The following is a 13,200-nucleotide window of genomic DNA, read 5'->3' on the forward strand; positions in this document are numbered from 1 at the left end:
CGTCAGGCACCGCGCCGCATCCGCGGCACCGGACAGTCATCGCCGAGTCCCCGCATGGCGCGAGCCAGGGGAGCCGGGGACCCACATGTGAAGTCCCTGGGGTGAATCGGACGCCCGCGCGCACCGCGAGGGGGCCCGTAGGAGACCTTCCTGCTCCGAACCCGTCAGCTAACCCGGTAGGCGAGAAGGAAGGAAAGGACCAGCCACCACATGGCGTTCATGTGCGCCGCCGGGAAGCACCGTCGTCCCAGCCGTATGAAGCGCGGCACCGCCCGTGCGGCGAGTGTCGCGGCACTCACCACCACCGGCGTCATCGGTACCCTGGCCGCCCCCGCGCTCGCAGCCGAGCCCGCGGTCGAGCAGACCGGCCTCACCCCCGTCATCACCATCGGTGACACCGTCGCGGACCAGATCGACGCCCAGGCCCTCGCCCAGAAGCAGGCCGCCGAGGAGGCCGAGGCGCAGCGGAAGGCCGAGGAGGCCGCGCGCAAGAAGGCGGTCGCGGAGGCCAAGAAGGCCCGCGAGGACCAGGAGAAGAAGGAGCGCGCCGCCCGCGAGGCCGAGCGCAAGCGCCTCAACGCCTACGTCGCCCCGATCTCCGGCTCGTACGTCTCGACCGGTTACCAGTCCAGCAGCTCCCTGTGGTCCTCCGGCAGCCACACCGGCATCGACTTCCACGCCTCGACCGGCACCACCGTCCACGCGGTCGGCTCCGGCACCGTGGTCGAGGCCGGCTGGGGCGGGGCGTACGGCAACCAGATCGTGATCAAGATGAACGACGGGACGTACACCCAGTACGGCCACCTGTCGTCGATCGGTGTCTCGGTGGGGCAGTCCGTCACCCCGGGCGCGCAGATCGGCCTCTCCGGAGCGACCGGCAACGTCACCGGACCCCACCTCCACTTCGAGGCCCGCACGGGCCCCGAGTACGGCTCGGACATCGACCCCGTCTCCTATCTCCGTTCGCACGGCGTCAACGTCTGACGACGCACGGCGGGACAACCCGACGCGAGCGCCGCCCCGGCTCCCCGAGCCGGGGTTTTCGGCGTTTCTGGAGCCCGGCTGTCCAAAAAATATCCCTGGATTCCGACCCGCCATCGGAAATTCCGGCTCATTGCCATAGAGTCACCGAACACACGTCAATCGTCGACGTTTCACGGGGATTAAGGCGGAGGTCGGTCATGCGTATTCCGGCGCACTCGGTATGCACGGCGATCCGTGACGACATCGTGGCGGGTGTCTACGAGCGCGGCGGCCGGCTCACCGAGGAACTGCTCGCCCGCCGCTACGGCGTCTCGCGCGTCCCCGTCCGCGAGGCCCTGCGCACGCTGGAGGCCGAGGGCTTCGTGGTGACCCGGCGGCACGCGGGCGCGCACGTCGCGGAACCCACCGAGCAGGAGGGCGCCGACCTCCTGGAGATGCGGGCGCTGCTGGAGCCGCTCGGTGCCTCCCGGGCCGCCCAGCGACGCACCGAGGCCCACCTCAAGGTGCTGCGCGGACTGGTCCGGTTGGGCCAGGAGCGGGCCCGGCGGGGGACCAGCGATGACCTGCGCTCCCTGGGGAGCTGGTTCCACGAGACCCTCGCCCAGGCCTCCGGCAGCCCGGCGATGACCTCCATGCTGACCCAGTTGCGTCACAAGATCGCCTGGATGTACGCGGTGGACGCGCCCGCCGACCCGGTCGAGTCCTGGGCGGAGCACGGCGCGATCGTGGACGCGGTGGCGCGCGGGGACGGCGAGCGCGCGCGAGCGGTCACGGCACTGCACACCGAGCGCGCCACGGCCGCGCACCGGCTGCGCTTTGTGCCCCAGCAGGACCGCCCGGACCGTGTGAGGAACTCGCAACATCCCGTAAACATGACGAGCCTGCGGCATTAACACGGCAGCCGTATACAAAGAGGTGATAATTCGCGGGGGATTATTTCTGCTGCCCGTAAACAATGAAATCGGGCGCGACCGGGAAATGCGAAGGGCTCGCCCGATAATTCGGACGAGCCCTTCGGGGTTGCGCTGCGACGTCAGTCCTCAGACGGTCTCGGGGAGTTCCTCGAGGCCTTCGGAGACCAGCTTCGCGAGGCGGTCGAGGGCGGCGTCCGCCCCGTCGGCGTCGGAGGCGAGGACGATCTCCTCGCCGCCCTGCGCGCCCAGGCCGAGGACGGCCAGCATGGAGGCCGCGTTGACGGGGGTGCCGTCGGCCTTGGAGATCGTCACCGGGATACCTGCGGCCGTGGTGGCCCGGACGAAGATGGAAGCGGGGCGGGCGTGGAGACCCTCGGCCCAGCCGACGTTGACGCGGCGCTCAGCCATGTGATGCTGCCCTTCGGTGTTTCAGGTTGTCTAGACCAGTTTCCCATACGTGAAGCTTGCCCGGAGCGGTCCTGTCCCGCCCCTTCGTGTCGTCGGACCGCGGCCTCGGTCCGATGTCGTCCACCACAGACTGCCTCGCGCCGTTGTCCTACGCGAGCCGTACTCTGGGGCCCATGCAGACCTCGTCGGACCGGCATGAGTATCCCGCCCACTGGGAGGCCGACGTGGTGCTGCGCGACGGTGGCACCGCGCGCGTCCGGCCCATCACCGTCGATGATGCCGATCGCCTCGTCAGCTTCTATGAGCAGGTCTCGGACGAGTCGAAGTACTACCGCTTCTTCGCGCCCTACCCTCGCCTGTCCGCCAAGGACGTCCACCGCTTCACGCACCACGACTTTGTGGACCGGGTGGGACTCGCGGCCACCATCGGCGGCGAGTTCATCGCCACCGTACGCTACGACCGAATCGGCACCGACGGCATGCCCGCCTCGGCCCCCGCCGACGAGGCCGAGGTCGCCTTCCTCGTCCAGGACGCCCACCAGGGGCGCGGCGTGGCCTCCGCCCTCCTCGAACACATCGCCGCCGTCGCCCGCGAGCGCGGTATCCGCCGCTTCGCCGCCGAGGTGCTGCCCGCCAACATCAAGATGATCAAGGTGTTCACGGACGCCGGGTACACCCAGAAGCGCAGCTTCGAGGACGGCGTCGTACGCCTGGAGTTCGACCTGGAGCCGACGGACCGCTCGCTCGCCGTGCAGTACGCGCGCGAACAGCGCGCCGAAGGACGGTCCGTGCAGCGGCTGCTCACCCCCGGCTCCGTCGCCGTCATCGGGACCGGCCGCGCACCCGGCGGGGTGGGCCGCAGCGTCCTCCACAACATCAGGGACGCCGGCTTCACCGGTCGGCTGCACGCCGTGAACAAGGCTCTTCCCGAAGGACAGAAGGACGTCGACGGGGTGCCCGCGCACCGGTCGGTGCGGGACATCGACGGGCCGGTCGACCTGGCGATCGTCGCGGTGTCCGCCGAGCACGTCCCCGAAGCCGTCGAGGAGTGCGGCCGACACGGCGTGCAGGGGCTCGTCGTGCTCTCCGCCGGTTACGCCGAGAGCGGGCCCGAGGGGCGCGAGCGACAGCGCGAACTGGTCCGGCACGCGCGCGCGTACGGCATGCGGATCATCGGGCCGAACGCGTTCGGGATCATCAACACCTCTGCGGACGTGCGGCTGAACGCCTCCCTCGCCCCGCAGATGCCCCGGCCGGGGCGGATCGGACTGTTCGCCCAGTCCGGCGCCATCGGCATCGCCCTGCTCTCCCGCCTGCACCGGCGCGGCGGCGGAGTCACCGGGGTGAGCGGCGTCTCGACCTTCGTGTCGTCCGGCAACCGCGCTGACGTGTCCGGCAACGACGTCCTTCAGTACTGGTACGACGACCCGGACACCGACGTGGCGCTGATGTACCTGGAGTCCATCGGCAACCCCCGCAAGTTCACCCGGCTCGCGCGCCGGACGGCGGCGGCGAAACCCCTGGTCGTGGTCCAGGGCGCGGGTTCCGCGCCACAGGGCCACGCGGTACGGGCGACGCGGCTGCCGCATGCCACGGTGTCCGCGCTGCTGCGCCAGGCCGGGGTGATCCGGGTGGAGACGATCACGGAGCTGGTGGACACGGGGCTGCTGCTCGCGCGGCAGCCGCTGCCGGCCGGTGCCAGGGTGGCGATCCTCGGGAACTCCGAGTCGCTGGGGCTGCTGACGTACGACGCGTGCCTGTCCGAGGGATTGCGGCCGCTGCCGCCGCTGGACCTGACGACCGGCGCCTCGCCGGGGGACTTCCACGAGGCGTTGTCCCGGGCGTTGGCGGACGACGCCTGCGACGCGGTCGTGGTCACGGCGATACCGGCACTGGGGGAGGGGTCGGCCGGGGACGCCGCGCTGGCCGAGGCCCTGAGGTCCGCCGCCGAGCGGGTCCCCGGCAAGCCGGTGCTGGTGGTCCACGTGGAACTCGGCGGACTCGCGGAAGCGTTGTCGGCCGCGGCGAGCACCGCACCGCAGGCGGCTTCGGCCAAACCGGGAGGCGTCCCGCGCGCCCACCCGTTCCGTCCGCTGGACCGACTGGCCGCGCCGGCGACGGCCGAGGTGCCCGCGCCCCGGACCGGTGCCCGCCTCATCCCCGCCTACCCGGCCGCCGAACGTGCCGTCCGGGCGCTCTCCGAGGTGGTCCGGTACGCGCAGTGGCGGCGGGACGCCGCCGAGCCCGGCAGGGTGCCCGAGTACGAGGACATCGACGAGAAAGGGGCCGCCACGCTGATCGGCGGACTCCTCGCCGACGGCCAGGGGCTCACCCTCGGCACCGAGGAGACCTGCGACCTGCTCGGCAAGTACGGCGTGCGGGTGCACCGGGCCCTGAGCGCCCCCACCCCCGACGACGCCGTCCGGGCCGCCGGCACCCTCGGCTACCCGGTGGCCCTCAAGGCGACCGCCCCGCACCTCAGGCACCGCGCCGACCTGGGCGGCGTACGGCTGGATCTCGCCGACGAGGAGCAACTGCGGCGCGCGTACGCCGAGCTGACCGAGATGTTCGGGACGCCACAGGAGCTGCGGCCGGTGGTGCAGGGCATGGCACCGCGGGGCGTCGACACCGTGGTCAGGGCCGTGATCGACCCGGCGGCGGGCGCGGTGCTGTCGTTCGGACTCGCCGGCGCCGCCTCCCAGCTGCTCGGAGACATGGCGCACCGGCTCGTCCCGGTCACCGACCGGGAGGCCGCCTCACTGGTCCGGTCCATCCGGACGGCGCCCCTCCTGTTCGGCTGGCGCGGCTCCACACCCGTCGACACCCCCGCCCTGGAGGAGTTGCTGCTGCGGGTGTCGCGGCTGGTCGACGACCACCCCGAGGTCGTCGCGATCACCCTGGAGCCGGTCGTCGTCGCCCAGCGTGACCTGAGCGTTCTCGGCGCCTCCGTACGACTGGCGCCACCGCCCGCCCGGGACGACCTCGGCCCGCGTACACTCCCCGCGTACTGAGACCGCCCGGAGCGTGCCGGGCAGTCAGTGGGCCACCGTAGGATGGACGTCATGGCCAAGACCAGTACGACGACCCAGGGGCTGCGAGCGGCGATCGAGCGCAGCGGCTACTACCCGGCCCTCGTGGCCGAGGCGGTGGAGGCCGCGGTGGGCGGCGATCCCATCCGGTCGTACCTGGTCCACCAGGAGACGACGTTCGACCAGAACGAGGTGCGGCGGCACGTGACCGTGCTGGTCCTCACCGGCAACCGGTTCATCGTCAGCCACACCGACGAGCAGGCCGCCGACGGCACCTCCCCGACCCCGTACGCCACCACCTCCACCGAGTCCGTGAAGCTCAACCGGGTCTCGTCGGTCGTGGTCAGCCGGGTGGTCGCGAACCCCGAGCAGTACCAGCCCGGCACCCTGCCCCGCGAGGTCGTCCTGACCATCGGCTGGGGCGCGGTCTCCCGTATCGACCTGGAGCCCGCCGCCTGCGGCGACCCCAACTGCGAGGCCGACCACGGCTACACCGGAAGTTCCACGGCGGACGACCTGAGCCTGCGGGTGAGCGAGGCCGGGGACGGCCCGGAGACGGTGCGCCAGGCGCTCGTCTTCGCACAGGCCATCTCCGAGGCGACCGCGGACGCCACCCGCTGATGGCGCATCCCGCCTCCGCCTGGGACCACCATCCGGAACCACTCGCCCTCGACTCCGCGCCCGTCCCCGCGTACGGCAGCGGATCCCTCGCGGACCTGCTGCCGACCCTGGCCGCGGGTATGGCCGTACCGGGAACGACCGCGACCCTCCCCGAGCTGGCCCCCGCCGACCGGAACTGCGTGTTCCTGATCGACGGGCTCGGCTGGGAGCAGTTGAGGGCGCATCCGGACGAGGCGCCCTTCATGACCTCGCTCCTCGGCAGCTCGCGCGGCGGCACCGGCCGGCCGCTCACCACCGGCTTCCCGGCGACCACCGCCACCTCCCTCGCCTCCGTCGGCACCGGACTGCCGCCCGGCGCGCACGGCCTGCCCGGCTACACGGTGCGAAATCCGGCCACCGGTGAGCTGATGAACCAGCTCCGCTGGCAGCCGTGGACGGCGCCGGCGGTCTGGCAGCCGCACCCCACCGTCTTCCAGCTGGCCGAGCGGGCGGGGGTGCACGCGGCCCAGGTCTCGTCCCCCACCTTCGAGAGCACCCCGCTGACCAAGGTCGCGCTCAGCGGCGGTACGTTCCACGGCCGGGTGACGGGCGAGGAGCGGATGGACCTCGCGGCCCAGCAACTGGCCACGGGCGACCGCTCCCTGGTCTACACGTACTACGCCGAGGTCGACGGCGCCGGCCACCGTTTCGGCGTCGACTCCGACACCTGGCGCGGCCGGCTGATGTACGTCGACCGGCTGGTCCAGCGACTGGCCGAGCAACTGCCGCCGCGCACCGCGCTGTACGTCACCGCCGACCACGGCATGATCGACGTCCCCTTCGACGAGCAGCACCGCATCGACTTCGACGAGGACTGGGAACTGCGCGCCGGGGTCGCCCTGCTGGGCGGTGAGGGCCGCGCCCGCCATGTCTACGCGGTCCCGGGCGCCGGGAACGACGTGTTGACCTGCTGGCGTGAGGTGCTCGGCGAACAGTTCTGGGTGGCCTCACGGGACGAGGCGATCGCCGCGGGCTGGTTCGGTCCGCCGGAGCAGGTCGAGCGACGGGTCCACGACCGGCTCGGCGACGTGGTGGCCGCCGCCCGTGACGACGTCCTGATCATCGCCTCGGAGCGGGAGCCCAAGGAGTCGGCGATGGTCGGCAACCACGGTTCGATGACCCCTGCCGAGCAACTGGTCCCGTTGCTCGAAGTACGCTCCTGAGGTCTTCAGGACCCTGCTGAAGTCTTCAGGCCCACCTCCCTCCGCGACCGAAAGGTGTTCGACTCACCATGCCCGAGCTGGTGTTCTTCTCCGGAACGATGGACTGCGGGAAGAGCACCCTGGCGCTCCAGATCGGACACAACCGCTCGGCCCGGGGGCTGCAGGGCGTGATCTTCACGCGGGACGACCGGGCGGGGGAGGGGAAGATCTCCTCCCGGCTGGGCCTGGTGGCAGAAGCGGTCGAGGCGGCTGAGGACATGGATCTGCACGCCTACCTGGTGGGCCAGTTGTCGAAGGGCGGCAGGGTCGACTACGTGATCGTGGACGAGGCGCAGTTCCTCGCCCCGAACCAGATCGACCAGTTGGCACGCGTCGTGGACGACCTGGGCCTGGACGTCTTCGCCTTCGGCATCACCACCGACTTCCGGACGAAGCTGTTCCCCGGCTCGCAACGGCTGATCGAGCTGGCGGACCGGATCGAGACCCTCCAGGTCGAGGCGATGTGCTGGTGCGGGGCGCGGGCCACGCACAACGCCCGCACCGTGGGCGGCGAGATGGTCGTCGAGGGCGAGCAGGTCGTCGTCGGCGACGTGAACGGCTCCGCCGCGGAGGTCGGTTACGAGGTGCTGTGCCGACGTCACCACCGCCGCCGGATGACCAGCGCCTCCGCCCACGCCGGCGCGCTCTCGCCCGACGTCCTGCCGGTCGCCTCCGGCTGAGTGCCATCGGGCCTACGGGCCGTCACTTGGAACCGGGCTCCGCTGCGTTGGCGCTGTGGTTCTCGGCCCGCTCACCCAACTGCGCGGCGTTCGCCGGCAAACGGCTCCCCGGCGGGGGCGCGAGGGCCCGCCCCGCCCGGGTCACGCCGCGGAGACCTGACCCGGGCGCAGGGAGGAGAACAGCGCGTTCCAGTCGGTCCGCGCGGACCCCTGCTCGTTGAAGATCTCGAAGGTCAGCCCGTCGGCGGCAGGCAGGTACAGCGACTGCACGATCGCCTCGGCGACGTCCGAGCGAGAGACACTGCCGTCGCCGCGGTCGCCCTGCTCGACGTGTACCTGGTCGCCCTCGGAGCGCTTGTCGGTCAGCCAGCCCGGACGGACGACGGTGTACGGCAGGCCCGACTCGCGCACCGCGTCCTCACCGGCCAGTCGCCAGTCCAGCATCCGGCCCCAGTTGTTGATGGGGTGGTCGTGCCGGGTGACGTAGATCTGGCTGACCAGCGCGAAGTGCGGGCGCGCGCCACCGGCGCGGGCGGCGTTCAGGGCGTTGCACACACCCTGGTACATGGTCGACTTGGGGCTGTCGGCACCTTGGTCGGCGGTGCCCGGCTCCACGCTGAAGACGACAGCGCTGCAATCGGCGAGCGGCTCGGCGAGGGTGGCGGGGTCGCGGACGTCGGCGGCGTGGAAGGTGGCGCCCTCCGGGAGCTTGCGGGCGTGCCGCTCGTTGCGCCCCACGACGCGCACTCGCTCACCGCCGCTGAGCAGTTTCTGCGCGATCAGGCTGGCGACTCGGCCGGCACCGCCGATCACTGTGATGGGTCGGTCCATGGTTGCTCCAGGGTGCGATGAAGTGGGCGGTCAGGCATGGCCATGCAACAACGCGCGGGCAATCGAGTCAAGTCTTAAATTACTCACATGACTGGTGGACTCACTCACTTCCTGGTCGGGTCCCTATGCGTGCATGCGCCGCAAGTTCGCGGCCAACTGCCCGAAGGGCGTCTCCTGGCGGTCGACCGACCTGACTGACATGACTAGTGACTTGACAGCGTGTGTTCCATCTAGTTGTCTCGTCCACTCCATCGTCGCCCGGCTGTTAGGAACCCGACCCCATGACTGCGCTCGACTCCCGGCGGAAACAGCTGGCGCTGTTCGTCCTGTGCGCCGCCGTCTTCCTCGATTCCCTGGACATCTCCCTGCTCGGTGTCTCCCTGCCGAGCATCAAGAGCGCCCTCGACCTGTCGGACGGCGCCCTTCAGTGGCTCGTGTCCGGCTACACGGTCGGCTACGGCGGCTTCCTGCTGCTCGGTGGCCGTGTCGCCGACCAGTGGGGACGCCGCCGCACCTTCGTCGTCGCGATCGCGGTGTTCGTCCTCGCCAGTGCGCTGGGCGGCCTGTTCACCGACGGCACACTGATCGTCGCCACTCGCGTCCTGAAAGGCATCTCGGCCGGGTTCACCGCGCCCGCCGCCATGTCCATCATCACGACCACGTTCCGTGAGGGCAGCGAACGCAACCGTGCCATGGGCGTCTTCGCCATGACCGGCGCCAGCGGCTACAGCTTCGGCCTGGTGCTGTCCGGCGTCCTGACCGAGATCAACTGGCGTCTGGTCTTCTTCGGCCCCGCCGCCATCGGCGTCATCGTCCTACTGGCCAGCTCCAACGTGCCCGCCGACCCGCGGCGGGACAACCGCCCCGCGCGCCGCTTCGACCTCGGCGGCGCCCTGTCGGCCACGGTCGGCATCATGTTGCTGGTCTACGGCCTGGTGCAGGCCCCGAGCTGGGGCTGGTCCTCGGCCGCCGCCATCAGCACGCTCGGCGCGGCCGCCGCGCTCCTGGCCCTGTTCGTCGTCATCGAGAGCCGGCACAGCGATCCGCTGATCCCGCTGTCCATCTTCCGCTCGCCGGTGCTGGCCGGCGCCAACCTCATCAGCGTGGTCTGGGCCGGATCGACGATCGGCTGGCAGTTCATCGCCACGCTCTACCTCCAGGAGACCATGGGGTACAGCGCCCTGCAGACCGCCTTCGCCTTCCTGCCGCTGGGCATCGTGATCGTCGCCGTCGCCAGGTTCGCCTCGGGTCCGCTGGTCGAGCGCTGGGGCATCCGCACCGTGGCGACGCTGGGCATGCTCGTCCAGGCGGCGGGCGTCCTGATGTACCTGGCGATCGGCCTGGACAGCAGCTACGCGGCCCTGCTGCTGCCCGGCATCATCATCCACGGCGTCGGCAACGGCTTCGTCTATCCCACCGTCAACATCGCCGGCGTGGGCGGCGTCGCCGACGAGCGGCAGGGCGTCGCCTCGGCGCTCATCACCGCCTCGTACCAGGTCGGTGCGGGCATCGGCGTCGCGGTGCTGGCCGCCGTGCTGACCGCCACCTCCGACGGCTCCGGCGTGGACCACTACCGCTGGGCCTTCATGGTCGCCGGGCTGATGTCCGTCATCGGTCTCGTCATCGCCTTCTTCGGCCTCGGCCGTCGGGAGCGGCCGCGTCCGGCCGACGTGGCCGTCCGGTCCTCGGCCACGTCCGGCATCACCCAGGACGCCGCGCTCTCCGAGCGCTGACCATGTGACGCCCCCTCAGGCAACGGTCGCCTCCCGGGCCGGGCGCCCGCCTTTGCGGGGGCTCCGGCCGGGAATGTGACAGAGGCTCAGACCCAGCCCCGCACACCCCGGGGCCGGACCGGTCGCGCCCAGGCCACAGGCCCGGGCGCCACCGGCGTGCGCTCGACTAACGCCACGATCCGCTGAGCGCGTCGCTCGCCATGGGCAACTGGCGCAGTCCCACCATGGACAGCGCTTCCCGGTAGGCACGCCCGGCCTCGGCCGGGCGCTCGCACCGCTCCCAGAGGTCGCCCATGTGCCGCCACAGCCCGGCCGTCCGCCGGCTGTCCGCCAGGTGCCCCAACTGCCGTTCGGCGGTGGTCAGGACGTTCCGCGCGCCCGCCACGTCGCCCGAGGCGAGGAGCGACCTGGCCATGACGACCCGGGCCATGACCGCTTCGGGCCGCGGCTCGGAACCGATCAGACCGAGCGCGCGCTGGGCGCGGGCGAACGCCGAGTCGGACTCTCCCAGGTGCAGTTCGGCGAAGGCGAGGTCGATCTCGCAGTCGGCCTGCTCGCTGGTGCTGCCCACCTCCGCGAGCGCGGCCTGGGCTTCGAGGATCAGCTCCTTGCTGCGCGCCGCGTCCGGCTTGGGCCCGTGCAGCATCAGCCACCCGTAGGTGTGCTTGAGCATGGCCAGGTGCCGGACGCCGTCGTCCTCCGCCATGAGCACCAGCGCGCGTTCCACCAGTGCGAGGGCCTCGGGGGTCTGACCGCGCGACTCGGCGACGATCCCGGCGTTCCAGTAGATGGCACCCCGCCCGGCCCGGGACCCGGTCAGCTCGGCCACTCCGGTCAGGCGCGTCGCCAGGAGATTGGCGCGCGTCAGGTCGCCGCGGTCCATGTAGCAGGCGATGAGGGTGGAGCCGAGCTGCAGGTGGTCGTCCGTCACATCGAGCCCGAGGGTGTTGAGCCGGCCCAGCGCCGCCTCGCCCAGCTCCACCGCCAGGGCGAGGTCCCCGACGAGGCGGTAACAGCGGCACAGGGCCACGGCCGACTGGGCCCACTCCGCCGACCCCGGGACCGTCTCCGGATCCTCGTAGAGTTCGTGCAGCAGCGGGATGGCCGCCTCCAGCCTGCCCAGCTTCTCCAGCGCCTGCGCCTGGCCACGGCGGGCCCGGCGCACGGTGGCGGTGTCGAGCTGCTCGGCCTGGGCGAGCGCCTCGCTGTAGGCCTGGAGTGCCTCGCCGTTGTCGCCGTTGCGGATCGCCATGTCGCCGAAGGCGACCTTCAGCTGCAACTCCGAAACGCGTGACTCGTTGCGCCCGCTGACCAGGTACTCGACCGTGCAGTCCAGCTTCTTGGCGAGGCTCTTGAGGACCGCGTCCGACGGAATCCGCTTGCCCGTCTCGATGAGGGAGACGTAACTGCTGGAGATGTCGTCCGAGGCCAGGTCCTGCTGGTGAAGCCCTTTGCTCCGCCGCAGGTCACGCAGCCTCTTCCCGATGGTGTCATCTTCGCGGTCGCGCTTCATATCTCCCCTGGCTACACGCGTGACTGGAATTCTCGACGTTCTTGACTCCTTCTTACTTTCTGAACTTACAGAAGGCAAACGCCCGGTTCCCTGCTCTGTTATCGGCTTGATCTGCTCATACTCTGCGAAGAGCGCCATGACTGGGGTGAGTGCTCTGGAGGCATTGCCAAGTCTTGCGAGTGGCATGACTCAACTCCTTGACTCCTCAGTCAAGGGAAACGACCAGGGCTCCGTCAACGTGCGCTGCGGATGAGCGAGAACCGCGCACCCTCGGGATCCGCCACCGTCGCCGCGCGTCCGTGCGGAGTGTCGTGCGGCGGCTTCAGGACGCGGCCGCCGAGGGCGACGAGGCGTGCGGCCGCCTCGTCCGTGTCCAGGACTTCGAAGTACGTCATCCAGTGCGGACCCCGGTCGCGGAGCTGGGCCTGGCCCACGCCGTGGAGGCCGGCGACAGGGCGGTCCCCGAGACGCAGGGTCACCTGGTCGAAGCCGGCGGCGCCCCCCGGCTCCTCCTCGTAACCGAACACCGTCTCGTAGAACTTGGCGACGCTCGCGGTCTCGAAGGTCAGCAGTTCGTGCCAGGCGGGTGCGCCGGGCGCCCCGTCGAGGGACGTACCGAGGTGCCCCGCCGCCTGCCACACGCCGAAGACCGCACCCGAGGGGTCCGAGCCGATCACCAGCCGCCCGGCGTCGTCCGCGTCGAGCGGCCCCACCCCGACCGTGCCGCCGCACAGCCGTACCGTTTCAGCAGTCAGGTCCACGTCGTCCGAGGCGAAATAGGGCGTCCAGGCGAGGGGAAGGTGGCGGTCGGGCGGCAGCTGGCCGATGCCGGCCACCTCGTGCCCGTCGAGCAGGGCCCGGACGTAGGGACCGAGCTGCTGCGGCCCCGGTCGGAACTCCCAGCCGAACAGCGAACCGTAGAAGTCCTGGGTTCTCGCCATCCCGTGCACCATCAGGCTCACCCAGCAGGGTGTGCCGGGCACCGGCCGGGGGTGCGTGCTGTCGTGCGGGCCCGCCGACCGCCTCGGTTCGGTCATCGTCACTCTCTTCCCGGCCTCTCGCGGCGGCCGTGTCGCTTCGCTCCGGCTCTGCCGGGCCCGGTGCGTACGTGCCCCGTGCTGCTGACGGGATCCGTCCGGACTTGCCCCGTGCTGACGGAATCCGTCCGGGCCTGCCCCGTGCCGACGGAGCCGTGCGTGCGCGGTCCGAGCGGTCCGCAGCCCGCGGCCGCGGTTCCCGTGCGCAG

The 13,200-nt window shown here is 71.2% G+C and carries 11 protein-coding genes and 1 riboswitch; of the genes, 7 read left to right on the forward strand and 4 right to left on the reverse strand.

Going from position 1 to position 13,200, the window contains the following annotated elements:
• The first annotated feature begins 30 nt into the window (after positions 1-30).
• Positions 31-197, forward strand: a riboswitch (cyclic di-AMP (ydaO/yuaA leader).
• Positions 198-210: 13 nt separating this feature from the next.
• Entirely contained in the window at positions 211-984 is a 774-nt protein-coding gene (locus ABZ027_RS00095) for a M23 family metallopeptidase (protein WP_356762655.1), read from the forward strand.
• A gap of 197 nt (positions 985-1,181) precedes the next feature.
• Positions 1,182-1,877: a GntR family transcriptional regulator gene (locus tag ABZ027_RS00100; RefSeq protein WP_356762657.1), complete on the forward strand. Its 696-nt coding sequence runs from the start codon at positions 1,182-1,184 to the stop codon at positions 1,875-1,877.
• A 147-nt stretch (positions 1,878-2,024) separates the two neighbouring features.
• Here ABZ027_RS00100 and ABZ027_RS00105 read toward each other — a convergent pair whose 3' ends face one another.
• Entirely contained in the window at positions 2,025-2,306 is a 282-nt protein-coding gene (locus ABZ027_RS00105) for an HPr family phosphocarrier protein (protein ID WP_356762659.1), read from the reverse strand.
• 173 nt (positions 2,307-2,479) lie between these two features.
• Between ABZ027_RS00105 and ABZ027_RS00110 the strand changes: the two genes are divergently transcribed.
• From ABZ027_RS00110 to ABZ027_RS00125, 4 genes are all read left to right on the forward strand, one after another.
• Positions 2,480-5,317 carry a GNAT family N-acetyltransferase gene (locus tag ABZ027_RS00110; protein ID WP_356762661.1) on the forward strand — a complete coding sequence of 946 codons (2,838 nt, stop codon included), beginning with the start codon at positions 2,480-2,482 and terminating at the stop codon, positions 5,315-5,317.
• 42 nt (positions 5,318-5,359) lie between these two features.
• Complete coding sequence (locus ABZ027_RS00115; RefSeq protein WP_356762663.1) at positions 5,360-5,956, forward strand: DUF5998 family protein; 597 nt, start codon at positions 5,360-5,362, stop codon at positions 5,954-5,956.
• Positions 5,956-7,158 (forward strand): nucleotide pyrophosphatase/phosphodiesterase family protein, encoded by a 1,203-nt coding sequence (locus tag ABZ027_RS00120; protein WP_356762665.1) that lies wholly within the window; start codon positions 5,956-5,958, stop codon positions 7,156-7,158. The genes ABZ027_RS00115 and ABZ027_RS00120 overlap by 1 nt, the downstream gene beginning before the upstream one ends.
• A gap of 68 nt (positions 7,159-7,226) precedes the next feature.
• Complete coding sequence (locus tag ABZ027_RS00125) at positions 7,227-7,877, forward strand: thymidine kinase (protein ID WP_356762667.1); 651 nt, start codon at positions 7,227-7,229, stop codon at positions 7,875-7,877.
• Between the two features lie 141 nt (positions 7,878-8,018).
• Here ABZ027_RS00125 and ABZ027_RS00130 read toward each other — a convergent pair whose 3' ends face one another.
• On the reverse strand, positions 8,019-8,708 hold the full coding sequence (locus ABZ027_RS00130) for an SDR family oxidoreductase (RefSeq protein ID WP_356762669.1): 690 nt from the start codon (positions 8,706-8,708) through the stop codon (positions 8,019-8,021).
• Between the two features lie 281 nt (positions 8,709-8,989).
• On the opposite strand from ABZ027_RS00130, the gene ABZ027_RS00135 reads away from it, so the two are divergent.
• Positions 8,990-10,441 (forward strand): MFS transporter, encoded by a 1,452-nt coding sequence (locus ABZ027_RS00135; RefSeq protein ID WP_356762671.1) that lies wholly within the window; start codon positions 8,990-8,992, stop codon positions 10,439-10,441.
• Positions 10,442-10,607: 166 nt separating this feature from the next.
• On the opposite strand, the gene ABZ027_RS00140 is transcribed toward ABZ027_RS00135, so the two are convergent.
• Together ABZ027_RS00140 and ABZ027_RS00145 are read right to left on the reverse strand one after the other, a co-directional pair.
• Positions 10,608-11,954 carry a helix-turn-helix domain-containing protein gene (locus ABZ027_RS00140; protein WP_356762673.1) on the reverse strand — a complete coding sequence of 449 codons (1,347 nt, stop codon included), beginning with the start codon at positions 11,952-11,954 and terminating at the stop codon, positions 10,608-10,610.
• Positions 11,955-12,187: 233 nt separating this feature from the next.
• A complete protein-coding gene (locus ABZ027_RS00145) occupies positions 12,188-12,991 on the reverse strand; it encodes a VOC family protein (protein ID WP_356762675.1) in 804 nt (267 codons plus the stop codon).
• Between the last annotated feature and the right edge of the window lie 209 nt (positions 12,992-13,200).

The sequence above is a fragment of the Streptomyces sp. NPDC006332 genome, from assembly GCF_040612855.1.
Classification (GTDB): Bacteria; Actinomycetota; Actinomycetes; order Streptomycetales; family Streptomycetaceae; genus Streptomyces.